Genomic DNA, 25,555 nt, shown 5'->3' with positions numbered 1-25,555 from the left:
ATTGTTACTACGCCAATTTGTCAGAAACATCACAAATGGTCTCAATTTTGACTAAAGGAAACAAATCATTTAATTTAAAAATAAACAAATATGACAACAGGAAAAATTAATGTATCTGTAGAAAACATCTTTCCACTGATTAAGAAGTTTTTATACAACGACCACGAAATTTTCTTGCGAGAATTAGTATCAAATGCAACCGACGCAACTTTAAAATTAAAGCACTTAACAAGCATTGGAGATGCCAAAGTAGAATATGGCAATCCAATAATCGAAATCAAAATCGATAAAGAAGGCAAAAAATTACACATCATTGATCAAGGTTTGGGAATGACAGCCGAAGAAGTGGAGAAATACATCAACCAAATAGCTTTCTCTGGTGCAGAAGAATTTCTTGAAAAATACAAAGATTCTGCTAAAGATTCCGGCATCATCGGGCACTTTGGTCTTGGTTTTTATTCGGCATTTATGGTCGCTTCCAAGGTTGAAATCATCACAAAGTCATACAAAGACGAACCTGCAGCGCATTGGATCTGCGACGGAAGCCCAGAATTTACATTAGAACCATCTAACAAAACAGATCGCGGAAGCGAAATCATCCTGCACATTGCTGAAGATTCGTTAGAGTTTTTAGAAGATGCTAAAATCCGTGAATTGTTGACCAAGTACAATAAGTTCATGCCGATTCCAATTAAATTCGGAACCAGAACAGAAAAAATCGAACAGAAAAAAGGAGAATCTGTTGCCGAAAAAGACATCGACAATATTTATACAGATGTTGAAGTTGATAACATCATCAATAATCCAAACCCAGCTTGGACAAAACAACCCGTTGATTTAACTGAAGAAGATTATAAAATCTTTTACCACGAATTGTATCCAATGCAGTTTGAAGAGCCCCTATTTAACATCCATTTGAATGTAGATTATCCCTTCAACTTGACTGGGATTTTATATTTTCCTAAGATGTCTAGCGATATGCAAATGCAGAAAGATAAAATTCAAATGTACCAAAACCAAGTCTATGTTACCGATAACGTAGAAGGAATTGTACCTGAGTTTTTAGGCATGTTGAAAGGTGTAATTGACTCGCCGGATATTCCGTTGAACGTTTCGCGTTCGGGTTTACAAGCGGATAGCAATGTGAAAAAAATCTCGAATTACATCACGCGTAAAGTGGCTGACAAATTGAAATCATTGTTTACAGAAAACCGTGAAGATTTTGAACAAAAATGGAACGACATCAAAATCGTATTGGAATACGGAATGTTATCAGAACCAAAATTCTATGAAAAATCGGGTGATTTTATTTTGTATCCAACGGTTGATAACAAATATTACACTTTAGCAGAATTGAAAGAAGCGATTACGGCAAATCAAACCGATAAAAACGGAAAATTGGTAGTCTTATATGCTTCGAATAAAGATGCGCAACACGGTTATATTGAAATCGCAAAAGAAAAAGGTTACGAAGTTATTTTGTTAGACTCGCCAATTGTGTCGCATTTGATTCAGAAATTGGAAAGCGATAATGAGAATTTGACTTTTGTTCGTGTAGATTCTGATCATATCGACAAGTTAATTCAAAAAGAAGAAACTCAAATTTCTAAATTATCAGAAGACGAGTCAACGCAATTGAAAACGGTTTTAGAAGAAATTGTTCCAAAAACAAACTACTCTGTTCAATTAGAAGCAATGGATAGTGCTGCTGCGCCATTCATAATCACACAACCTGAATTCATGCGCCGTATGAAGGAAATGAGTCAATCTGGCGGTGGCGGAATGTTCGGAATGGGAAATTTCCCAGAAATGTATAACTTGGTTGTGAATACCAACTCGGAATTAGCAACAACAATCCTAAACACTTCAGATAAATCAGCACAGGAAGGATTGGTAAAACAAGCTTTAGATTTAGCAAAAATCTCTCAAGGATTATTGAAAGGCGAAGAATTAACCGCCTTCGTAAAGAGAAGTTTTGAGTTGATAAAATAAGAAGAAAGAAACAAGAGAAAAGAAGAAAGACCTGCGAGCGAAAACTTGCAGGTTTTTTTATTGAAATTATTTCCCGTAATTAGCTTCGCTCAAGTCACCATTAGCTCGGGTCGTAATTCTTAATTCGTAATTTTTCATGACACTTCACATAGAAACTCCAGCATTACTTTTTTCAGCAACTTCGTTGATTTTGCTTGCCTATACCAATCGTTTTTTAACCATTGCCCAAATCGTTCGCGGTCTAAAAAAAAATTATGATGAGCACCACACTAAAACTATTTTACTTCAAATCAAAAACCTCAACCTAAGACTTTCGCTAATTCGTTATATGCAACTTTTTGGAGTATTATGCCTCTTTCTTTCTGTGTTTGCGATGTTCTGTTTATTCTTAGAACAACAAACAATGGGAATTTATCTTTTTGGAGCCAGTCTATTCACCTTACTAATTTCTCTGGGAATCTCTTTTTGGGAAATCAGTATTTCAGTGACGGCATTGCGTTTGCATTTGAGCGATTTGATGGAAGAGGAAGATAAAAAATAATATCATATATAACTTTAATAATTAACTATGAAAAAAAAAATTCAACTATTTCTTTTTTTGTTGCTAGCTGCACAATCATATTCACAAGCAAGAATTACTCAAATCATTACTAAACAAAATGATACTATTACAGATGTAATACTGAAAAACAAATACACCTTTAAGAATGAACTCTTTATGAATCTTCAGGAAAAGCTGATAGTTGTAAATATGCACGGAGTTAAAAAGGAATATTTACCAAATGAGTTATATTCGTTTACGCTTACTTATGATAATGAATCATTTGTATATGAAAGTATTGACGATAAGCTATTTGGCCAATTAATTTATTCGGATCAATTAAGACTCCTCAAAGTAAATACTCGCAATTTTTTTATCTTCATTTTCAAAAGACCTAAAAATGGCAAAACTTCTTATATGGAAGCTAAGGGTTTAAGCAGATTAATTTCTCAAAATGTAATTTCCAGAGAAATGGCAGATTGTCCTGATATACTTAAAAAAGTTGATGATAAAACATTAAAAATCCATGGCGTTGAAGGCGTCATAGAATTGATAAAGTACTATGAAGCTAATTGTTTAAAATAAAAAACTGCCATGCTTTCACTTGGAATCTCATTTTGGAAATAAATATTTCATTTACTACATTGCGCTTGTATTAAAGTGATTTATTGGAGGGAAAAAAATAACTTAAAACATGACTAAAACACTACGATTATTCTACTATTTTATTGCGCTTTGCCCTTTCATAAATCAGGCGCAAATCCATTTTTCTCCATTTGTAGAAAAAGCAACCGGTTCGTGGCCGGAAACCGTTGCCATCGGTGATATGAACAATGATGGTTTAAACGATGTGGTATTGGGAACCTCATCCTATTCCAGTACAAACGATTGGAAAATTTTGGTTTTTCTCCAAAATACAAATGGCACTTTAAGTCCTTATACAGACTACTCTTACATGCCAGCTGGACATGCACCAACTATGGACATAGCCGATTTGAATCAGGATGGTCTCAAAGATGTTGTGATAGCAGCAGACAATACCATTTGTATATTCTATCAAAATAGCAACGGGACCTTAAACCCTATGACAACCATCTCAACTTCTCAACTAGTTTCTTCTTTAAAATGTGCTGATATCAATAACGATTCAAAAACTGATTTTGCCGTAGCTTTTATAGACAGTAATTATGTAAGTACTTATATTCAAGGCACTGCAGGAAACTTTACAGCACAGAATTACCCTCTTCCAAACACAATGTCAATTGACGAATTAGAAATTGGTGATATCAATAATGATTCAAAAAAAGATATTGTCTGTGTTAGTGTTTCTCCCAGCGGAATATATTCCCTTAAACAAAACGCAACCAATGGATTCAACACTTCGGTTTATACCACCATACTCGGAATCACAGGGATTGATATCGGAGACCTTAATGGCGATGGTAAAACTGATGTTGCCTATACAAAATATGGTAATACACCACTTTCAAAAATAGGCTTGCTTTACCAAAATACTTCTTCACAATTATATAATAGTGCAATAGAACTATCCGCCTATGATGGTGCAGAATTAATTGAAATTGCAGATCTTAATAACGATGGAAAAAATGAAATAATTGTTGCCCACGGTGGATGGGAGAATGCAAGCGTTTACCAGAAGAATAGTAGTAATGTATTCAGCTCTTATTCACTATTTCCAATCCCTATCTCAGATCACTATAACCTGCAGGGAATGGCTGTTGGTGATATTAATCATGATGGAAAGAAAGATATTGTCGTTGCCGACGTTAATCGCGGATTAATTATTCTATATAGTACTACAACCTTAGATATAAACGAAAACAGTAGTAAAGCAAGTGTGGTAGTTTATCCTAATCCGACAACTAATTATCTGAGTATCGAAAACAAAAACAACTTAGAATTGAGTTATGAAATCACTGATACCAATGGAAAAATATTGCAAAATGATATTTTAAACCGTAATTCCCATATTGATGTAAGTCAGTTGCAAGCTGGTTTCTATTTCATAACCATAAGAAATGAATTCGAAAAAACCACTTATAAATTTATTAAAAACTAATTCGTCAGAAAATCAACACTCTTAAACTTTAGATAAAAAACTTAGGTCTTCCTAAGTTTTCTTTGGTATATCCAAAATTACATTAGGAAAAAACTAATACATATTAGGAACAAACTAATTTACATTAGGAATAAACTAATAAGCATTAGGAGCAAACTAATCTGCATTAGGAACAAACTAATTTTCATTAGGAGAACCTTAAATTATATTAGTTTTCTCTTAAATTCATTTAGGTACTTCCTATTATTTTTTGGATTAGCAAGTTATTTGATACGTTACATCAAACAACACTGATGCGTAATCAAAAGCAAAACAAGATGAAAACAAATCCAATCACAGTAACAAAGCTTCCACACATGGGAACTTTAATCAAAAACAAGATTGAGCAACACACAATATCCTACGCCGAAGTAGCACGAAGATTAAATGTAAAGCCACCCATAATCAATGGCTATTAAAACCAGCATACCCCTCAGACCAAAACCATCTGGAACCTAAGTCAGGCGTTAGGATACAATCTCTTCAACGATTTGATTGTCTTACTTCTAGAGGAAATTCAAAAAAGTAACAAAACAAGCTTTCAGGAAACAAGCACCAACCAACAAAAGGAAATGGATGATTTAAAAAAGGAAATTACCATCTACAGAGACATCCTTAAAAAGTAAAACACCTGACAGGTTTTAAAAAGCTGTCAGGGGTAATCATAAATCAAACAGCATTATTACTAATTACTATTTACTTAAGTACATTTTTCGTCTCGAATACAATTCGTAAAACTGATCATCCTTCAAATCATCGATAAACAAGATACTTTCACCTGTAGATTTCATCTCTGGACCTAATGCTTTATTCACATTTTGGAACTTACTGAAAGAGAAAACGGGTTGCTTAATCGCATAGCCTTTCAACTGTGGATTAAATTTAAAATCGGTTACTTTATTTACACCCAGCATTACTTTCGTGGCATAATTTACATACGGTTCGCCATAAGCTTTCGCAATAAACGGCACGGTTCTCGAAGCTCTAGGATTGGCTTCAATAATATAAACTATATCATCTTTTATTGCAAACTGAATGTTGATTAAACCAACAGTTCTCAATGCCAAAGCGATTTTCTTAGTATGATCTTTTATCTGTTGCATTACAAATTCACCCAAATTAAACGGTGGTAAAGTCGCATTAGAATCTCCTGAATGGATTCCGCAAGGCTCGATATGCTCCATGATTCCGATGATGTATACATTTTCTCCATCACAAATGGCATCGGCTTCCGCTTCAATTGCTCCGTCTAAATAATGGTCTAAAAGCAATTTGTTCCCCGGAATATTCTTCAGTAAATCGATAACATGCTCTTCTAATTCTTGTTTGTTGATGACAATCTTCATTCCTTGACCTCCCAAAACATATGATGGACGAACCAATAACGGGAAATCCAAAACATCTGCAAGCTTAGAAGCATCATCAGCATTCTCTGCAATTCCGAATTGTGGAAAAGGAATTTTCAACTCGGTCAACAATTCAGAAAATCTTCCTCTATCTTCGGCTAAATCTAAGGCATCGAATGAAGTTCCAAGAATTTTTATATCGTATTTAGATAATTTTTCCGCCAATTTCAGCGCTGTTTGCCCACCAAGTTGCACAATTACACCTTCTGGTTTTTCGTGTCGAATAATATCATAAATATGTTCCCAAAAAACAGGTTCGAAATACAATTTATCAGCTATATCAAAATCGGTAGAAACCGTTTCCGGATTACAGTTGATCATAATGGTTTCGTAACCACATTCTTTCGCCGCCAAAACCCCATGAACACATGAATAATCAAACTCTATTCCTTGTCCAATTCGATTAGGCCCAGAACCTAAAACAACCACTTTCTTTTTATCAGAAACGATGCTTTCATTATGAACATATCGTTCTCCGTTCGCTGTTTCAATTTCAGCTTCAAAAGTTGAATAATAGTAAGGTGTTTGCGCTTTAAATTCGGCCGCACACGTATCAACCAATTTGTAAACACGCTTGATGTTCATATCGTCGCGCAATTTATAAACCTGACTTTCTAAACATTTCAGCATGTGAGCAATCTGTCTGTCGCCATAGCCTTTTTGCTTTGCTTCCAACAATAATTCTTTTGGAAGTGTGGTGATATCGTACTTCGATATTTCTTTCTCTATCGTATATAACTCTTCATATTGTTTCAAAAACCACATGTCAATTTTAGTGATTTCGTGGATTCTACTTAACGGAATTCCCAACGCAATGGCGTCATAAATCACGAAAACTCGGTCCCAACTTGCATAAGTCAATTTCTCGATTATCTGCTCGTAGTTTTTATAGCCTTTTCCGTCTGCTCCCAGCCCATTTCTTTTTATTTCCAATGATTGAGTGGCTTTATGCAAAGCTTCCTGAAACGAACGCCCAATTCCCATTACTTCACCAACCGATTTCATTTGCAATCCTAAAGTTCTGTCAGCACCTTCAAATTTGTCGAAGTTCCAACGTGGAATTTTTACGATTACATAATCTAATGTTGGCTCGAATAAAGCTGAAGTTGATTTTGTAATTTGATTTTGAAGTTCATCTAAATGATATCCTAAAGCTAGTTTTGATGCAATCTTAGCAATCGGATAACCTGTCGCTTTTGATGCCAAGGCTGATGAACGAGAAACTCTCGGATTAATTTCAATGGCGACAATATCTTCTCTTTCGTCTGGTGAAACCGCAAATTGTACGTTACATCCACCGGCAAAATTTCCAATAGAACGCATCATCAAAATTGCCATATCGCGCATCTTTTGGAAAGTAGTGTCTGATAGTGTCATTGCAGGTGCCACTGTGATTGAATCTCCAGTATGGATTCCCATTGGATCCATATTTTCTATCGAACAGATGATTACTACGTTATCGTTTTTATCGCGAAGTAATTCCAATTCGTATTCTTTCCAACCAATTAATGCTTTATCAATTAGCACTTCATGGATGGGTGACATTTCTAATCCGTAGGTTAGTTTTTCGTCAAAATCTTCTTTGGTATGAACAAATGCTGCACCCGTTCCGCCAAGCGTAAACGATGGACGAATAACCAATGGAAAACCAAATTTTTGAGCAATTTCTTTTCCTTTTAAGAAAGAAGTGGCCGTTTCTGCAGGAGCGGTTGGTACGCCAATTTTATGCAGTAACTGTTTGAATTGTTCCCGGTCTTCAGTAACATTAATGGCATTTACATCGACACCGATTAATCGCACATTAAAATCTTCCCAGATTCCTTTTTCATCTGCTTCTAAGCATAAATTTAATGCTGTTTGTCCCCCCATTGTTGGTAAAACGGCATCAATTTGGGGATGTTCTTTTAGGATTTGGATGATTGATTTGGTTGTTAATGGCAATAAGTACACATGATCCGCCATACTTGGATCGGTCATGATGGTTGCCGGATTGGAGTTGATTAGGATAACTTCAATTCCTTCTTCACGAATGGAGCGCGCTGACTGTGAACCGGCGTAATCAAATTCGCAGGCTTGCCCGATTACGATTGGACCTGAGCCTATTATTAAAACTGATTTTATTGAATTGTCTTTGGGCATTGTAGTTAGATTTTTAGACTTCTTAGATGGTTAGACTTGCTTAGACTTTTTAGATTATTAGCGTTTTTAGAAAGTCAGACTTCTTAGATTTTGTTAGTTAGTTGTGTGTTGTTGCATGCATTCTTATTTTTAGCCCCGATAGTAGTGGAAATCCTTTTTATTTATGTGCTGAGCTTGCCGAAGCATAAAAATAAAAAGATTGGAACGGATAGCGGGAAATAGCTTCTAAAACTTATCAAAATTTATAAACAGATTTAAAAAAAAGCCGCTACTAATAAAAGTAACGGCTCAATATTGATTAATTGCTAATCATTATTTTTTGTGTCTTGGTTCAGAAGATACAGTCAATTTATGTCTTCCTTTTGCTCTACGACGCGCAAGGACTTTTCTTCCATTTGCAGAAGCCATTCTGTCCATAAATCCGTGCTTATTTCTTCTCTTTCTTTTCGATGGTTGAAACGTTCTTTTGCTCATTGCTTTGTATCTTTAAAATCTTGTATTAATATCTATGGTAAATGGGTTCTTTTAAACCGAGTGCAAATATACAAACCTTTTTTTTTCTGGCAAGTAGTTTTATAAAAAAAATTACAAATCCTTTTATTACCTTTGCGGCATTAAAAATTATAACACATGTTTCACAGATTTATCAAATTAATTATAGCGGCATTATTAGTCCTAACGGCCATTTGGCAATTTACTCAAGGAAATATTGGTAATGGAATCTTTTTGATTCTATTGACTGCAATTCCGATATTTCTTTACTTTAAAAATGAATTCATCCTTTTGGCTTTCTTAAAATTGAGAAAGCAAGATTTTGTGGGAGCAAAAATGTGGTTGGACAAAATCAAAAATCCAGACACGGCGTTGGTTAGAAAACAACAAGGGTATTACAATTACCTTCATGGTTTGATGATGTCGCAAACGAACTTACATCAATCAGAGAAATATTTTAAGAAAGCGATTGAGTTGGGTTTGAGTATGGATATGGATTTGGCTATAGCTAAATTGAATTTAGCCGGAATTGCGATGTCAAGAAGACGTAAAATGGAGGCAACAGGATTGCTAAATGAAGCAAAAAAGTTGGACAAACAGAATATGCTGAAAGATCAGATTACGATGATGAAAGATCAGATGAAGAAAATTTAAGTTAGATTGACTTAGATTAGTTAAATCATCTAGGTAAAAAAGCTCCAAAATATTTTTGGGGCTTTTTTATTTTTCGAGAAGCATTTTTCCAGCTATAAAAAGCAAGACAAAGCCAAATATTTTTTTTAGTGTTCGCTGATCAATATTGACCGCTATTTTACTTCCGAAATAGGCTCCAATCACGAAAACAAGTGAAATAATAATTGCATATTTCCAATCGACAAATCCCGCTTTGTTATAATTAAGAACCGCCAGAATAGTAACAGGCGGCAGTAATGCAGCTAAACTGGTACCTTGAGCTTGTTGTTGAGTAAAACCTAAAAGCAATAACATTGGAACCATAATAATTCCGCCGCCAATTCCAATTAAACCACTTAATACTCCAGCAACAAGGCCGATGCACATTACTATTATTATGGTTTGAAATGTCATTCTCATTCAGTTTAACGATTAGTATCCAGACAACGGAATTTCGATTTCGTATTTTTTCTTGGTTGGATTAAGTAATTTTTTATCTCTTAACCATGGATTGTGCAGCTTCAGAATTTTATAATTGATCCCTTGAGTTTTGGCAAAATCGGCTAAATCGGTAATGGAACTATCAACTTCTATTTTCTTAAATGGAATTGAAGCATACAAATCTGTTGGGTAAATATTGAATCCGTAAGTCGCAGGATTTTTCATTATTTCTTTCAATGCTAATATTCTGAAAACATAGCGCGAGGTTTCTTCTGTCAAAGCCAAATCATAATAATCAACTACTTTTTGTTCTTCTATTTTTTTACCAACACCAGTCATTCCGCCATTGTAGGAGGCCGCAGCCAAAGTCCAAGAACCAAATTTAGATTTAGCCGCTAACAAATATTTACAAGCTGCTTCAGTAGATTTTTCTAAATGATAGCGTTCGTCAACAAGATCGTTAACTTCCATTCCTTTTTCTTTTGCAGTATCGGGCATAAACTGCCAGACGCCTTTAGCGCCAGCTGGAGAAGAAGCGTTAACAAGTCCGCTTTCAATTACGGCCAAATATTTAAAATCATCGGGCACACCATATTTTGCTAAAATCGGCTCAATCACCGGAAATGCTCGGTTTGCACGTTTAATGATTAAAGCTGTTGTAGCATCTAAATTGGCATTAATGAGCAGTTCTCTATCGAGTCTTTCTTTAACATCAGTAATCTGTAAAGGTGTAGTTTCTCCAGCAAAATCAACCGCAGTTGGAAAATACATTTTAGTTCCTACACGCAATAATTTATCTTTATTTTCACCCGAAATTCCAAAAACCAATAGTCCAGCGATTAGAATTACAATCAAAGTCGATACAAGGGCTTTATTCGTTTTCATATTCTTTTCTTTTTTTTAATATTGGTAAAGCTACAAAAATCAGATTAGTTTCAAATAGTATCTAACATAATTTTAGGTAGATTATCGTTTAGCCAACGGTACTTTGTCAGAATCATAATGTGCGTTCCCCCTTTTACTGGAATTGCGTTTTTAATATATTTTATTGGAAAAACTTCATCAGCATCACCGTGAATGTGGATTACTTCAGGATCAACTTCAGTACGTTTCCAATTGACAATCTGTTCAATAGACCAATCCAAATAGATTTTATCACGGACGGCAAGAAATTTTTCATACAACTTCAATCGCTGTTTAATTATAGAAGAACCAAAAGTAAACTTGGCTAAGCCTTCAATATTTTCAAATAATTTTGTTGGAATTAATTTGTACGCTTTTGTCGACTTAGCAACCTTCATCCGCCGCGGTAATTCTACATTTGACTTTACACTTGATATTATAATCACCTTTTTCACCTTAAGAAATTGCTTCATTTCCTGAACTAGAATTCCGCCAAAAGAAACACCGACTAAAATGACATTCTCATGGGTAACATTCTCAGAAACACGTTGTGCGTAATGCTCTATAGTTTCCTCTTTTTCAGGCAATAACCACTCCAGAAAATGCATTTCAAAAGTAGCTTTAGGAAGTTGGATTCGCTCAAATATAGACGGACTTGCAGCCATTCCAGGCATGAAGTAAACATGAATTTTAGACATTCTTTAACTGTAAACTCGTTAATTAGTAGTAACTTTGCTAAAATTAATCCTTTTTGTTTATAATCACATGGAAGCAACTACAATTTTCGAAAAAATAGAGATTAAAGACAATACCTTCGCCCGCCAGTTTGAAACTTTAGTAGATGGAAAACTAATTTCTGTGGAGTATTCGTTCCAAGAAAAGAAGATTTTCTTAACTAGAATTAATGTTTTTGAAGGTTTTGATAACGAAGGATTCATCAATGATTTATTAAAAACAATAATGGAAATTGCTTACGAACGAAAGTTAAAAGTAGTTCCTATTTTACCGAAAATTGCCCTTTTCTTTAGAAAAAATACGTGTTACAGAGATTTACTTCCACCAGGAATTAAAATATAATACTAGGTTTATCATCACTAAGGAGTTTCAATGAAGCTCCTTTTTTTATTTCTTTTTTCTATATTTATCGAATGAATATAGAAAATCTCAATCAGGAAATTATTGCTTTTTTTCAAACTATCGAAAAATATTATGGCAGCAAAACAGAAATAACTCAAGGATTATTTTCCGAGTTTGATGATCTTGATGCCAATTTAACAGCGTGGAATTTATCAGAATTTGATTTGGTTCGCTCAGCATATCGCAATAACGGCGGGAAATTTATGTTAGAAGGCAAAGGAACTTACTATGAAATTTCAGGCGAACGCATTATTAGTTTCAAAAAAGACGGAAGAAATAAGTTTGAATTTATTGAGCAATATGGAGAACGGGTTTTTAGAATTACTAAGATTAAATTCCATTACAACTACTAATTTCCAGCTTTCAAAATCAATTCTTAAGAGATGCTTAAATTTTTGGCATCAAATTTGGTTAGCTAAATTCAAGAGATAATCTTCCTGAAAAATCCGGATTACAGGGAATTACTTTTGAATCACAAAATCACTATTAATTTCTAAAAATTTATCAAAATGAAAAAAGTACATTTTTTTTCACTAGCAATTGCTATGCTTATTTTTTCTGGTTGTAAAAATTCTTCTTATGATGGAGAAGCCACCTGCACTGACTCTACGACTGCAGAGGCTCCAGAAAGTTACTTGGAAGATGCGTTGGAAAACACAGCCACTAACCAAAATGCAGAAAGCTATGCAACGCTCATTGAAAACCCTTTTGAATCCCCAAAAACTGCTCCGCTATCTACATTTTTTATTGACGTAGATAATGCATCTTATACCAACATCCGCCGTTTTATCAATAATGGACAACCCGTTCCAAAAGATGCCGTTCGTGTTGAAGAAATGATAAATTTTTTTAAGTACAACTATCCACAACCACAAAATCAACATCCGTTTTCTATCAATACGGAATACAGCGAAAGTCCTTGGAATGGAAAACACAAGTTATTAAAAATTGGCCTGCAGGGAAAAGATGTTCTTATCACTAATTTACCAGCATCAAATTTAGTTTTCTTAATTGATGTTTCAGGTTCGATGACCGATGAGAACAAACTACCATTATTAAAAGAATCGATGAAAATTTTGGTTAAAGAATTACGCTCAATAGACAAGGTTTCGATTGTAGTATATGCTGGAGCGGCCGGTGTTGTATTGGAACCAACATCTGGCGATGCCAAAGAAAAAATCATAGATGCTTTTGATGATTTGACTGTTGGAGGAAGCACGGCAGGAGGCGAAGGCATTCAACTGGCTTACAAATTGGCGCAACAAAACTTTATTAAAGAAGGAAATAACAGAATCATTTTAGCTACTGATGGTGACTTTAACGTTGGTGCGTCTTCTGATGATGACATGGAAGATTTGATTGAAGAAAAAAGGAAATCTGGAATTTTTCTGACGGTTTTAGGATATGGAATGGGCAACTACAAAGACAGTAAAATGGAAATTCTTGCAGACAAAGGCAATGGGAATTATGCGTACATCGATACTATGCAAGAAGCCACCCGATTTTTAGGTAAGGAATTTAAAGGTTCTATGTTTGCCATTGCTAAAGATGTGAAAATCCAAGTTGAATTCAATCCAAAACAGGTCCAAGCCTATCGATTAATTGGGTACGAAAACAGAATGCTTAAAGCGGAAGATTTTAAAAATGATGCTATTGATGCGGGAGAGTTGGGAAGCGGGCACACAGTTACTGCATTATACGAGGTTATTCCGGTTGGAGTTGAAAGCGATTACTTGCTATCGGATTTGAAATATACCAAAGTGGACAACGCTGAATCGGCCTACAACGGAGAACTCGCAACCATCAAATTCAGATACAAAAAGCCAGCTGACGACAAAAGCATTGAAATGGTTGATGTGATCGCCGATAAAGCTATCACATTAGAAAAAAGTTCGGATGATTTCAAATTTAGTGCGGCTGTGGCGTGGTTCGGATTAAAATTGAGGGATTCAAAATTGATTTCAAATTCGAATAAAGAGGCTATTAGGAGTTTGGCAAAATCAGGAATCGCTTTTGACGGCGACGGATATCGTTCAGAATTTGTCCGTTTGATTGAAGCCGCTAACTAATTTAGCACTTTAAAAAAGCAACCCGCCTTATTCTAAAAAATGAGACGGGTTTTTATTTTTTAAACCATAACATTAAGAAAATCGAGTCGCACTGAGCCATCTTCATCAATTTTGGTCAGCTTGATTTGGTGCAAAGTATTGACCAATACCGGATTCCAAGGTGTTTTTACTTTTACATAATTTTCGGTAAAACCATTAATGTAGCCTTCTTTATTTTCACTTTCAAAAAGAACACTTCTATTGGTTCCTATTTGGCTTTCATAAAATGCTCTACGTTTTTTAACGGATAATCCGCGCAACATTTTACTTCTTTTATTTCGAACATTCATAGGAACAGCATTTTCCATTTCAGCAGCTTCTGTATTATCTCTTTCAGAATAGGTAAAAACGTGTAGATAAGAAATATCCATTTCGTTCAAGAAATTATACGTTTCTAGAAAGTTTTCATCGGTTTCGCCAGGAAAGCCTACAATTACGTCAACACCAATGCAAGCGTGAGGCATTACTTCTCGAATTTTATTCACTCTTTCTGTATACACTTCACGAAGATAACGACGCTTCATTTTTTTTAAAATAGCGTTGCTACCGCTTTGTAACGGAATATGAAAATGAGGAACAAACGTTCTGCTATTGGATACAAACTCGATGGTTTCGTTTTTCAAAAGATTGGGTTCGATGGATGAAATTCGAAGTCTTTCAATTCCTTCTACTTTGTCTAAAGCCTGCACTAAATCAAGAAAAGTATGTTCGTGTTTTTTGTTTCCGAATTCGCCTTTTCCGTAATCTCCAATATTTACTCCAGTCAAAACGATTTCTTTGATTCCTTGTTTCGAAATATCAGAAGCATTATTTAACACATTTCCCAACGCATCACTTCTTGAAATTCCGCGCGCTAATGGAATGGTACAATACGTACATTTATAATCACAGCCATCCTGAACTTTCAAAAAGGCACGAGTTCTGTCGCCAATGGAATAACTTCCAACATAAAAATCAGCTTCTTCAATTTCACAAGAATGAATTTCGCTCCGAGCATGTTTGGTCAAATCATTGATATAATCAGTAATTTTGAATTTTTCGGTAGCACCTAGAACCAGATCAACACCGTCAACAGCAGCTAATTCTTCAGGCTTTAATTGCGCGTAACATCCCACGGCAGCAACGAATGCTTTATCGTTGATTTTCATGGCTTTCTTTACAATTTGCTTAAATTGTTTATCGGCATTTTCAGTTACAGAACACGTATTGATGACATACATATCGGCAAATTCTTCAAAATCGACACGTTCAAAACCTTCGTCTTTAAAATTTCTCGCTATGGTAGATGTTTCGGAGAAGTTCAATTTACATCCTAAAGTGTAGAATGCTACTTTTTTCTTGTTTTCCATAATTTGCTTCAATTAGTGAAATCGTTGTCAAAAATTGAGAGCGCAAAATTAAACAAAAATTTAAAATAAAAATAGCCACAAATTCACAGATTAAAAATGATTTTAAAATCTGTGAATCTGTGTCAAAGAAAATTCATTATTCTTTTCTGTATTTCTTAGTTTCTTCAAAAACGTGCTCTAATATTTTAGCATCTTCATCAGAAAACTCAATTTGTCGGCGTGCCATCACTATTTTGGCTGTTTGAAATGCTTTTGAAGTCAGATACGTTGTAAATCCAGAAGCGCCACCCCATGAAAAGCTTGGAACAAAATTGCGCGGGAATCCCGAACCAAAAATATTGGTCGAAACACCGACAACAGTTCCAGTATTGAACATCGTATTTATTCCACATTTGCTGTGATCGCCCATCATCAATCCGCAGAATTGCAAGCCTGTTTTGGCGAAACCTTCCGTTTCATAACTCCACAAACGCACTTCTTCGTAATTGTTTTTTAGATTAGAATTGTTACTATCGGCGCCAATATTACACCATTCACCTAAAACAGAATTCCCTAAAAATCCATCGTGACCTTTATTGGAATAGCCCATCAAAACCGAGTTACTTACTTCGCCTCCAATTACGGAATGCGGTCCAACCGTAGTTGCGCCATATACTTTTGAAGCTAGTTTCACTCGCCCGGATTCGCATAATGCGAACGGTCCACGAATTACTGAACCTTCCATGATTTCGGAATTTTTTCCGATATAAATTGGTCCCGTTGAAGCATTTAAAGTCACAAATTCAAGCTTTGCTCCTTCTTCTATAAATATATTTTCAGGTGAAATTACGTTGACGCTCTTCGGAATAGATTGCGAATGTCTTCCATCGGTAATCAATTCAAAATCTTCACGTAGCGCAGCATCATTCTTAGCAAAAATATCCCAAGTATTGTTTACAGTCAAGCAATCTTCACTGAATTCAATAATTTCATAACTATCAAAATCAACTTCATCCTGCGTATCATTGGTATAAAACGCAATGACTTCATCCTCTCTAAAAATGGCCTGATTTTTTTCCAAACTCTTTACCATTTCCGCCAGGATATCATTAGGCAAAAAAGAGGCATTAATCATTACATTGTCTTCCATTTCAACCATTGGATACTTTTCAGAAAGATATTCTTCTGTCAAAGTTGTGGTGGTGTAGCCTAAATATTTCTCCCATTTTTCGCGAATGGTCAAAATTCCGATACGAATATCAGCAACTGGCCTTGTAAACGTAAAAGGTAAAAGTGCGTTACGAACGGTTCCGTCGAAAAGTATGTAGTTCATTTGTTTCAAGTCTCAAAGTTATGAAGTCTCAAAGTTACAAAGTTTAAGAGTAAAATTGGGTACAACTAAAAATAAAAAAACCACTCACTTTCGGGAATGGTTTTGATAAAATTGAAGCACTAATCCCGATCTGTCGGGACTTATTTAGCGTGTTTTGCGTATTTTGTCTTAAATTTATCAATACGTCCTGCAGTATCGATAAGTTTAGATTTACCTGTGTAAAAAGGGTGAGAAGTTCTAGAGATCTCCATTTTGAAAACTGGATACTCAACACCTTCGTGTGTGATCGTTTCTTTAGTTTCAACTGTCGATTTAGTGATAAAAACATCTTCGTTTGACATGTCTTTGAAAGCAACTAATCTGTAATTTTCTGGGTGAATTCCTTTTTTCATGATAAATCTTTTTTATTGTTATGAAGTAGTTTGTTTTGATGCTTTCACTCCGAAAGGTATCAACTCCCTACAACTTTTATTATTCTTGTTTTTTTATTTTGAGTGTGCAAAAATACAATTATTTTTTAATAATCAAATCAATATGTAACTTTTTTTAAATACACTATACTTAATATTTGTAATTACGGAATTACTATATTTGTTGATTAATTAAAAACCTAAACATTATGAATGAAATTATTAAGAAAAACGGAGTCACTTTTGGAATTATCTTAGGATTGTTTTCAATTCTATTCACAACTGCTATTTATGTAATTGACTTAAAACTATTTACAAGTTGGTGGATTGGAATCGTATCCATAGTAATCGCTATAACGATTGGTGTAGTTTTAGTTTCGAAAACTAAGAAACAATTGAATGGAGTTTTGCCTTTTAAAGATGCTTTCACAGTGTATTTTATTGCAGCATTACTTGGAACTATTATTTCTACCGTTTATAATTATGTTTTATTCAATATTGTTGATCCAGGAGCTAAACAAACCATTAAAGAAATCACGATGAAGTATACTTCTGATATGATGGAAAAAATGGGTGCGCAATCAGCTCAAATAAGTGAAACCATGCAAAAATTATCAGAAACAGACAATTACACTATTGGAAATATGTTGTTTGGATTAGCTATTGCATTAGTGTTTCAGGCTATCTTCGGATTAATTTTAGCAGCAATTTTCAAATCTAAATCACCATCTGAAGGATTATAAATGAATCTATCGATTATAATTCCGCTTTTAAACGAGCAGGAATCTTTACCCGAATTACACCAATGGATTGTCAAAGTTATGACGGCCCACAACTATTCTTACGAAGTTATTTTTATTGATGATGGAAGTACGGATGATTCGTGGAAAATTATTGAGCAGCTTTCCGAAGAGAACTCAAATATAAAAGGAATTCGTTTTCAGAGAAACTTTGGAAAATCACAAGCGCTGCATGCAGGTTTTGCGAAAGCTCAAGGCGATGTAATTATTACTATGGATGCCGATTTACAAGACAGCCCAGATGAAATTCCAGATCTGTACAACATGATAATGACTCAAAATTTTGATTTAGTGTCAGGATGGAAAAAGAAACGGTACGATTCGGTTGTGGGTAAAAATTTACCTTCCAAATTATTCAATTGGGCAGCCCGAAAAACATCTGGAGTTCAACTGAATGATTTCAATTGCGGGTTAAAAGCTTACAAAAATGTAGTCATCAAAAACATTGAAGTTTCGGGCGAAATGCACCGTTATATTCCGGTTTTGGCTAAAAATGCCGGATTTGCCAAAATTGGGGAAAAAGTAGTAATTCATCAAGCACGAAAATATGGTGAATCCAAATTTGGAATGAGCCGTTTTATCAATGGCTTTCTAGATTTGATTACGATTTGGTTTATTTCTAAATACGGCAAACGTCCAATGCATCTTTTTGGTGCACTAGGAGTAATCATGTTTATCATTGGATTAGTATCCACATTTTTGATCATTGCTATTAAATTATTAAAACTGTTTGTATTAGATGATTCAACAATATTAGTAACTGCAAATCCTCTGTTCTATATCGCTTTGACGGCGATGATTATTGGTTCCCAATTATTTTTAGCTGGATTTTTAGGCGAAATCATATTACGAACAAAAAACAACGAAGAACGCTACAAAGTTTCAAAAGAAGTGAATTTGTAAATAATTCCAACTTTAGAATCGAATAAAAAATAAGACCATGCACATCGAAAAAAATATCTTAGACAAAGTAAACGAATGGCTTACGCCTGCATTTGACCAAAAAACACAAAACGAAATCACAGAAATGATGACTTCTTCTCCAAAAAATTTAGAAGAAAGTTTCTATAAGAACTTGGAGTTTGGAACGGGCGGAATGCGCGGCATAATGGGCGTTGGAACCAACCGTATTAACAAATATACTCTTGGAAAAAACACTCAGGGTTTATCGGATTATCTAAAAAAATCATTTCCAGGCGAACATTTGAAAGTGGCGATTGCTTACGATTGTCGTCACAACAGTAACACTTTAGCTAAAGTGGTTGCGGATGTTTTTTCGGCAAATGATATTCAGGTTTATTTATTTTCAGATATGCGTCCGACACCGGAATTGTCTTTCGCAGTTCGGTACTTAAAATGTCATGCCGGAATCGTGTTAACAGCTTCTCACAATCCATCGGAATATAATGGCTACAAAGTATACTGGCAAGATGGAGGGCAATTAGTTCCACCAAATGATGGAGAAATTATTCAGGTAATTGAAGATTTAAAATACAGCGAAATCAAATTTGGTGCTAACGAAAGTTTAATCAAATACATCGATACTGAAATTGACGAGGCTTTTGCCAAATCTACTATTGAAAATGCCAGCTTTAATACTTCGGCGGAAGCCAGAAAGCATTTGAGAATTGCTTATACATCGTTACACGGAACTTCTATTAAAATGGTTCCAAAAGTATTAGTATTGGCAGGTTATACTGATGTGAATATCGTTCCAGAACAAGCAGTACCCAATGGCGATTTCCCTACGGTGGTTTCTCCAAACCCCGAAGAACCTGAAGCGTTGACAATGGCTTTGGCTTTGGCCGATAAAATTAATGCCGATATCGTTTTTGGAACGGATCCTGATAGCGACCGACTTGGAGTTGCCGTTAGAAATAATGAAGGTAAAATGCAGTTGCTCAACGGAAACCAAACTATGGTGGTAATGACACATTATCTTTTGGAACAATGGAAAAAAGCTGGGAAAATCAACGGAAAACAATTCATTGGTTCAACCATCGTTTCTACTCCAATGATGCTCGAATTAGCTTCGGCTTATGAGGTAGAATGCAAAGTAGGATTAACGGGTTTCAAATGGATTGCAAAATTCATCAAAGATTTTCCTGAGTTAAAATTTATTGGCGGCGGAGAAGAAAGCTTCGGTTTTATGGTGGGCGATGCGGTTCGCGATAAAGATGCCGTTGGTGCTATTTTACTAATGTGTGAAATTGCGGCTCAAGCCAAAGAAAAAGGAAGTTCGGTTTACAAAGAATTACAACAGATGTATGTTGACTTTGGTTTCTTTAAAGAATATTTAATTTCGATTACCAAAAAAGGAATGGATGGCGCTACAGAAATCAAGCAAATGATGGTTAATATGCGTGACAAACCCGTTTCTGAAATTAATGGACAACGCGTTATTATGGTCGAAGATTATCAAAATTCTACGGCGCGAAATCTATTGAGTAATGAAACAGAAGTTTTAACAGTACCAAAATCGGATGTGCTGATTTATTATTTAGAAGATGGCTCTAAAATTTGCGCTCGTCCAAGTGGAACAGAACCTAAAATCAAATTTTATTTTAGTGTGAATACCGCTATTGAAAGTGTGGATGAAATTCCGGCTGCAGAAGCATTTTTAGACACCAAAATCAAGAATATAATTTCGGAAATGAAATTGAACTAATGGATGAAAATTTAAAAAAAATAATTCCGTTTGCATTAAAATTTAAAAGTCACATTGTTTGGAATGTAATTTACAACATTCTGTACGCTTTGTTTAGTACGCTTTCATTTGTTGCGTTATTTCCTTTAATGGAAGTTCTTTTCAAAATGAATGAAGCTGTTACAACACTTCCTGTTTACACCGGAATAGATAAAGTTGGCGAATACGGAAAACAATATTTACAATTTTACATTACAAAACTTTCTGCTGAAAATGGCCCACAATATGCGCTTTTACTAACAGTCGCAATTGTAATTTCTACATTTTTATTCAAGAACATTTTTAATTATTTAGCATCTCAACATTTAATGAAAATTAAAAATGGCGTGCTAAAAGATTTAAGAGATAAAATGTTTGCCAAAATTATCGATTTGCCAGTTTCTTACTATTCTGAAAAAAGAAAAGGGGATGTTATGGCAAGAATGCTGGGTGATGTCAACGAAGTGAAAAATTCCTTTTTTTTAATTTTAGAATTAATTGTAAAAGAACCACTTACTATTCTATTTGCTATTATCGCGATGTTGAAAATAAGTCTTGAACTAACACTTTTTGTATTCATTTTTATTCCTATTTCGGGTTTTATTATTTCAAAAATTGGAAAAAGTTTAAAAGCAAAATCTACCAAAGCGCAACAAGAAAATGGTTATTTAATCTCTATCGTTGAAGAAACATTAAGTGGGTTAAAAGTGGTGAAAAGCTATAATTCCGAAGGTTATTTTAAATCATTATTTAACAATTCAATCACTCGATTATTAAAACTTGACAATAGCATTGGTAAAAAAAATAACTTAGCTTCACCTATGAGCGAATTTATGGGAATTGTTGTAATTGCTATATTACTTTGGTATGGAGGTAATTTAGTATTGGTTGACAAAACCTTAAATGGCGCACTATTCATTGTTTATTTAGGTTTGGCGTATAACATTCTAACTCCAGCAAAATCAATATCAAAAGCTTCTTATCAAGTAAAAAATGGATTAGCCGCAGCAGAACGCGTTTTTGAAGTTTTAGAAGTAGAAAACACTATTACAGACAACCCAAATGCCATCAAAAAACAAACTTTTGAAGACAAAATAGTCTTAGAAAACATCAACTTCCGTTATGAAGAGGAAAATGTTTTAAAGAATTTTTCGCTTGAAGTTCCTAAAGGAAAGACCGTTGCTTTGGTTGGACAATCGGGTTCTGGAAAAAGTACTATTGCTAATTTATTAACTCGTTTTTATGATGTAAACGAAGGAAAAATTTCAATCGACGGGGTTGACATTAAAGGCATTGAAATCAAATCGTTACGCGATTTAATGGGATTGGTTACCCAAGATTCTATCCTCTTTAATGATACGATTAAAGCCAATATCGCATTGGGAAAACCTGACGCGACTGATGAAGAAATTATCGAAGCCTTAAAAATTGCCAATGCTTACGAATTTGTTAAAGACTTACCAGAAGGCATTAATACAAATGTTGGTGACAGCGGAAACAAACTTTCTGGAGGACAAAAACAACGCTTGTCTATTGCGCGTGCGGTTTTGAAAAATCCACCGATTATGATTTTGGACGAAGCAACTTCCGCTTTGGATACCGAAAGTGAAAGATTGGTTCAGGTTGCTTTGGAAAATATGATGCAAAATAGAACTTCAGTAGTAATTGCACATAGATTATCCACAATTCAAAAAGCCGATTTAATTGTAGTAATGCAAAAAGGAAAAATAGTAGAACAAGGAACGCATGAAGCACTTTTGGCTCACAACGGAACGTATTCTAAGTTGGTTTCTATGCAATCGTTTGATTAATTTTTTACAGGAAAAAACTCAACAGCTTTCCATTCTTTTTGCGATAAAGAAATGTAGAAATAATGTACGATATCGTTGCTGCTGAATTGACCATTTTTACTAGCATCTTCAATAGTTCTGAAAAACAATAAATTTTTGGATTCTATAATTTTCCAATCAATTAACTCGTGATAGTCTGTAGAAATTTTGGTGAAATTTTGTCCTGAAATTGTACTCATATACAATGATTCAATATCATTAGTATCTAATTTTCCGTCTTTATTGGTATCCATATCTGCTAAGGAATACACCATTAATTGTTGGTTGGTTTTATCTGCGACAGTTTTCAAATAAGTTGCGGTTTGAATAAAAACGGGCTTGTCAGTTAAAGCAACAATAGTATCCTTCCCAATTTCCTGAAACTTCAAATTTTTCAAGTAGCCCGTGATTTGGTATTCCCCGTAGTTAGATACGGTGAAACTTTGTCCTGAATCTGAAGATGGTTTGATTCCCTTTCCGCTTCCAGCCATAACGCCAATCGGATAAATTAAGTAATTTGTCCCATCCATATTTACAGGCAAATCTGCAATTTCAATCTGAGAAGTATCGACAGTAACCTGTGATTTAGATTTTGCTGTGTTTTCGTAAATTACTTTTGGCTTGGTCGCTTCTTCCTTTTTACAACTGTAAAGAACCACCACTAAAAGTACAGAAATATAAGGAACATATTTTTTCATAAGGCTAAAATTTTACACTCAAAAATAGTGAATTATTTCTACAATCTTGCAGTCAGTTTGATATTGAAAACCCGCGTAGTCATGTAGTTTGGAATGGCGTATTGATTTTTGGTGTATACATCTCGCACCCAAGTATTGGTTATCGCATTCTGATTATTGAACAAATTAAAGATTTCAAATCCAACCGATAAATCTTTATATTTTTTTAACCAATGTCCTTCTGGTCTTTCACTATTTCTTTCTGTAAAGACATAAGAGAACCCAACATCAGCACGACGGTAATCACGCAAACGGCTTTGGTAGGTATACGAATCCGCATAAGAAGGCGAACCGCCAGGCAAACCTGTATTGTAAACCAAATTCAGATACAATTTCATGTTCGGAATATTCGGCATATAATCTTGGAAAAGGATTCCAAATTTCAATCGTTGGTCTGTCGGACGGGCAATATACCCTCGATCATTTATGCTTTCTTCCGTTTTCATATATCCAAAACTCAACCAAGATTCTGTGCCGGGAACAAATTCTCCGTTTAGTCGGGTTTCAAAACCATAAGCATAAGCCACCGCATCATTATTGGCCCGATACCTAATCCTAACATTCTCTAAAGTATAACTATTTACATCGGTCATGGTTTTATAATAGGCTTCTGTAACCAACTTGAACGGGCGGTTGTACATCTTGAAATTAAAATCATTACTCAAAACAAAATGAACGGATTGCTGTGCTTTTACATTGGGCTGCACCGTTCCAAGTGAATCCCTTAACTCACGGTAGAATGGCGGTTGGTGGTAATAACCAACGGATAATTTAAACAACATATCTTTATCCCAATTTGGTTTTAAGGCAAATTGTGCTCTCGGACTAAAAACCTGTTGTCTCTTTGCATTGTTAATATCTCTACCTGAAACCATCCAAGTATGAAAACGGGCACCTGCAGTAATCCACAATTGGTTTTCACCGATAGTCGTTTTTGTACTCCATTGGGCATAACCCGAAAATCGGTTGATGTCGACAAAATTAGTTGCTCTAACATTTTGATAAGGAACTAATGGTCCTGTGTAAGGATTATTAGGTTGCTCATTTGGAAAATCAAATTGCGGTGGATTAATTGAAAACCCAGCCGAATCTATTACTTCCCACTCTACTATTCTGTCGCGAATATTTTCACGGGTGTATTTAAAACCCCAGTCTATTTGTTGTTTTTTATCATTTAATTGATGTGTTCCTTTAATTTCAGCATTGAAAATTAAGGCATCCAAATCATTACGAGCATGGTTTAATTGCGTTCCGATTCCACGATTAAAGGTTACTTGCCCTAAAGTTTCCGAACCAATATTGGTATCCACTTCTCCTAAGAAATAGGCTGCTAAAATATCAAAATATTCTTGTTCTTGGGTGTGATAAATAGAGGTTATCAGCTTGAACGTGTTGTTATCGTTAGCAACATAATTCGTTTTAAATGCTCCAAAAAGTGTCTGATATTTATCCTTTTCTTGACCTTCGTAAAATACTTGTAGTGCAATTGGTTCGTCAATAGTACCAAAATTAGTCTGACGGGTTAAAGGCTGATAATTATATCGGTTTTGCGAGGCATTTCCAAGGAAACTGAATTGCCATTTTTCATTTGGATTGAAATTCACATTCGTTTGCACATCGGCAAAAGTTGGTCTGAAATTAGTCTGTGTTTCCTGACTGTTTACCAACAGCGAATTGTCGCGATATCGGATTCCAGTGATGGCTGACCATTTTTTGTTTTTTGAAGCTCCTTCGGCAGTTAGGCTTCCGCCAAGAAAACTGGCTTCCGCTGCCAATCCGAATTTTGTTGGTTTTCTGTAAGTAATATCCAAAACAGATGATAATTTATCGCCATATTTTGCTTGAAATCCACCAGCAGAAAAATCGACATTCTGTGTCATATCGGTATTGGTAAAACTCAATCCCTCTTGCTGTCCCGAACGAATTAAAAATGGACGATAGACTTCAATCTCGTTAACGTAAACCAAGTTTTCATCAAAATTTCCTCCACGAACATTGTACGTTGTACTTAATTCTCCTCCATTTCCTTGAACTCCAGGAAGCGATTTTAATATACTTTCAACTCCAGGATTAGCGCCTGGAATTTTCCTAATGGTTTCAGGGTCTATGGATGTAATATTTTGAACTCTTCGTTTACTACTGGTAATAATTACATCGCTCAATTGTTCTGCTTTGTCATCCATTAACAAATTATACTCAAACTCTTCACCAACCTTTAATTGTATAGGAAATGTGATGCTTTTTAAAGCGGTATGGGTAAAAACCAAAATTATTTTTTGATTGGCAGGAACCGTTAATTGATAAAAACCATTTTTATCGGTTGTGGCTGATTTGGTTTGATAACTAACATTAACACCTTCAACAGGCTTATTATTTTCATCTAGCACAATTCCGGCAACCTTAGCAGTTTGATTTTGCGCAAAAGCAATGATACTTATCGTAAAAAAAAGGAGCGTAAAAAGGTATTTATTTGTTTTCAAAT

At 34.9% G+C, this 25,555-nt stretch carries 23 protein-coding genes; 13 read left to right on the top strand and 10 right to left on the bottom strand.

The annotated features are described in order from the left end of the window. Positions 1-90: 90 nt before the first annotated feature. The 5 genes from htpG to PSU83_RS01155 all read left to right on the top strand — a co-directional run bounded on the left by htpG (position 91) and on the right by PSU83_RS01155 (position 5,071). On the top strand, positions 91-1,992 hold the full coding sequence (htpG, locus tag PSU83_RS01175) for a molecular chaperone HtpG (protein ID WP_300585789.1): 1,902 nt from the start codon (positions 91-93) through the stop codon (positions 1,990-1,992). A gap of 136 nt (positions 1,993-2,128) precedes the next feature. Further along, positions 2,129-2,533, top strand: coding sequence for a DUF2721 domain-containing protein (locus PSU83_RS01170; protein WP_300585787.1), 405 nt, complete (start codon positions 2,129-2,131; stop codon positions 2,531-2,533). A gap of 27 nt (positions 2,534-2,560) precedes the next feature. Beyond that, positions 2,561-3,118 (top strand): hypothetical protein, encoded by a 558-nt coding sequence (locus PSU83_RS01165; RefSeq protein ID WP_300585785.1) that lies wholly within the window; start codon positions 2,561-2,563, stop codon positions 3,116-3,118. Positions 3,119-3,227: 109 nt separating this feature from the next. Continuing rightward, a complete protein-coding gene (locus PSU83_RS01160) occupies positions 3,228-4,613 on the top strand; it encodes a T9SS type A sorting domain-containing protein (protein ID WP_300585783.1) in 1,386 nt (461 codons plus the stop codon). Between the two features lie 317 nt (positions 4,614-4,930). Then, positions 4,931-5,071 (top strand): hypothetical protein, encoded by a 141-nt coding sequence (locus tag PSU83_RS01155; protein WP_300585781.1) that lies wholly within the window; start codon positions 4,931-4,933, stop codon positions 5,069-5,071. A gap of 273 nt (positions 5,072-5,344) precedes the next feature. Here PSU83_RS01155 and carB read toward each other — a convergent pair whose 3' ends face one another. Further along, a complete protein-coding gene (gene carB / locus PSU83_RS01150) occupies positions 5,345-8,197 on the bottom strand; it encodes a carbamoyl-phosphate synthase large subunit (RefSeq protein ID WP_300585779.1) in 2,853 nt (950 codons plus the stop codon). 312 nt (positions 8,198-8,509) lie between these two features. Further along, entirely contained in the window at positions 8,510-8,671 is a 162-nt protein-coding gene (gene rpmH / locus PSU83_RS01145) for a 50S ribosomal protein L34 (protein ID WP_008464848.1), read from the bottom strand. 156 nt (positions 8,672-8,827) lie between these two features. Here rpmH and PSU83_RS01140 point away from each other — a divergent pair, with 156 nt between their 5' ends. Further along, positions 8,828-9,343 carry a DUF2892 domain-containing protein gene (locus PSU83_RS01140; protein WP_300585776.1) on the top strand — a complete coding sequence of 172 codons (516 nt, stop codon included), beginning with the start codon at positions 8,828-8,830 and terminating at the stop codon, positions 9,341-9,343. Between the two features lie 66 nt (positions 9,344-9,409). Here the strand turns inward: PSU83_RS01140 and PSU83_RS01135 are convergent, their stop codons facing one another. From PSU83_RS01135 to PSU83_RS01125, 3 genes are read right to left on the bottom strand one after another with little or no spacing between them, the layout of a single operon-like run. Further along, complete coding sequence (locus tag PSU83_RS01135) at positions 9,410-9,775, bottom strand: sulfite exporter TauE/SafE family protein (RefSeq protein ID WP_300585773.1); 366 nt, start codon at positions 9,773-9,775, stop codon at positions 9,410-9,412. A gap of 18 nt (positions 9,776-9,793) precedes the next feature. Then, positions 9,794-10,687: a lytic transglycosylase domain-containing protein gene (locus PSU83_RS01130; protein ID WP_300585771.1), complete on the bottom strand. Its 894-nt coding sequence runs from the start codon at positions 10,685-10,687 to the stop codon at positions 9,794-9,796. A 50-nt stretch (positions 10,688-10,737) separates the two neighbouring features. Next, entirely contained in the window at positions 10,738-11,403 is a 666-nt protein-coding gene (locus tag PSU83_RS01125) for an alpha/beta hydrolase (protein ID WP_300585769.1), read from the bottom strand. A gap of 67 nt (positions 11,404-11,470) precedes the next feature. Between PSU83_RS01125 and PSU83_RS01120 the strand changes: the two genes are divergently transcribed. From PSU83_RS01120 to PSU83_RS01110, 3 genes are all read left to right on the top strand, one after another. Further along, the gene (locus PSU83_RS01120; protein WP_300585767.1) at positions 11,471-11,782 is read left to right on the top strand and encodes an N-acetyltransferase; all 312 of its coding nucleotides are present in this window, start codon (positions 11,471-11,473) and stop codon (positions 11,780-11,782) included. 71 nt (positions 11,783-11,853) lie between these two features. Beyond that, positions 11,854-12,195 (top strand): hypothetical protein, encoded by a 342-nt coding sequence (locus PSU83_RS01115; protein WP_300585765.1) that lies wholly within the window; start codon positions 11,854-11,856, stop codon positions 12,193-12,195. Positions 12,196-12,351: 156 nt separating this feature from the next. Further along, positions 12,352-13,911 carry a VWA domain-containing protein gene (locus tag PSU83_RS01110; protein ID WP_363319836.1) on the top strand — a complete coding sequence of 520 codons (1,560 nt, stop codon included), beginning with the start codon at positions 12,352-12,354 and terminating at the stop codon, positions 13,909-13,911. Between the two features lie 59 nt (positions 13,912-13,970). Here PSU83_RS01110 and mtaB read toward each other — a convergent pair whose 3' ends face one another. The 3 genes from mtaB to PSU83_RS01095 form a co-directional block, all read right to left on the bottom strand. After that, positions 13,971-15,299 (bottom strand): tRNA (N(6)-L-threonylcarbamoyladenosine(37)-C(2))-methylthiotransferase MtaB, encoded by a 1,329-nt coding sequence (gene mtaB, locus PSU83_RS01105; RefSeq protein WP_300585762.1) that lies wholly within the window; start codon positions 15,297-15,299, stop codon positions 13,971-13,973. Between the two features lie 136 nt (positions 15,300-15,435). Further along, positions 15,436-16,611: a GlmU family protein gene (locus tag PSU83_RS01100; protein ID WP_300585760.1), complete on the bottom strand. Its 1,176-nt coding sequence runs from the start codon at positions 16,609-16,611 to the stop codon at positions 15,436-15,438. A gap of 140 nt (positions 16,612-16,751) precedes the next feature. Beyond that, positions 16,752-17,003, bottom strand: coding sequence for a type B 50S ribosomal protein L31 (locus tag PSU83_RS01095; RefSeq protein ID WP_121314882.1), 252 nt, complete (start codon positions 17,001-17,003; stop codon positions 16,752-16,754). A 227-nt stretch (positions 17,004-17,230) separates the two neighbouring features. On the opposite strand from PSU83_RS01095, the gene PSU83_RS01090 reads away from it, so the two are divergent. The 4 genes from PSU83_RS01090 to PSU83_RS01075 are packed head-to-tail and all read left to right on the top strand — an operon-like array spanning position 17,231 to position 22,318. Next, positions 17,231-17,764 (top strand): DUF4199 domain-containing protein, encoded by a 534-nt coding sequence (locus PSU83_RS01090; RefSeq protein WP_300585758.1) that lies wholly within the window; start codon positions 17,231-17,233, stop codon positions 17,762-17,764. Further along, entirely contained in the window at positions 17,765-18,724 is a 960-nt protein-coding gene (locus PSU83_RS01085; protein WP_300585756.1) for a glycosyltransferase family 2 protein, read from the top strand. A gap of 37 nt (positions 18,725-18,761) precedes the next feature. Further along, complete coding sequence (locus PSU83_RS01080) at positions 18,762-20,489, top strand: phospho-sugar mutase (protein WP_300585754.1); 1,728 nt, start codon at positions 18,762-18,764, stop codon at positions 20,487-20,489. After that, a complete protein-coding gene (locus tag PSU83_RS01075; protein WP_300585752.1) occupies positions 20,489-22,318 on the top strand; it encodes an ABC transporter ATP-binding protein in 1,830 nt (609 codons plus the stop codon). Before PSU83_RS01080 ends, PSU83_RS01075 begins: the two co-directional genes overlap by 1 nt. On the opposite strand, the gene PSU83_RS01070 is transcribed toward PSU83_RS01075, so the two are convergent. Beyond that, positions 22,315-23,034, bottom strand: coding sequence for a hypothetical protein (locus tag PSU83_RS01070; protein ID WP_300585750.1), 720 nt, complete (start codon positions 23,032-23,034; stop codon positions 22,315-22,317). The two genes, PSU83_RS01075 and PSU83_RS01070, sit on opposite strands and share 4 nt — an antisense overlap. A 38-nt stretch (positions 23,035-23,072) precedes the next feature. Then, the gene (locus PSU83_RS01065; RefSeq protein ID WP_300585748.1) at positions 23,073-25,553 is read right to left on the bottom strand and encodes a carboxypeptidase-like regulatory domain-containing protein; all 2,481 of its coding nucleotides are present in this window, start codon (positions 25,551-25,553) and stop codon (positions 23,073-23,075) included. Positions 25,554-25,555 lie beyond the last annotated feature (2 nt).

Source organism: Flavobacterium sp. (genome assembly GCF_029945805.1).
Taxonomy (GTDB): Bacteria; Bacteroidota; Bacteroidia; order Flavobacteriales; family Flavobacteriaceae; genus Flavobacterium.
The sequence above is the reverse complement of the archived record's forward strand: the minus strand, read 5'-3'. Positions and strand labels throughout refer to the sequence as shown.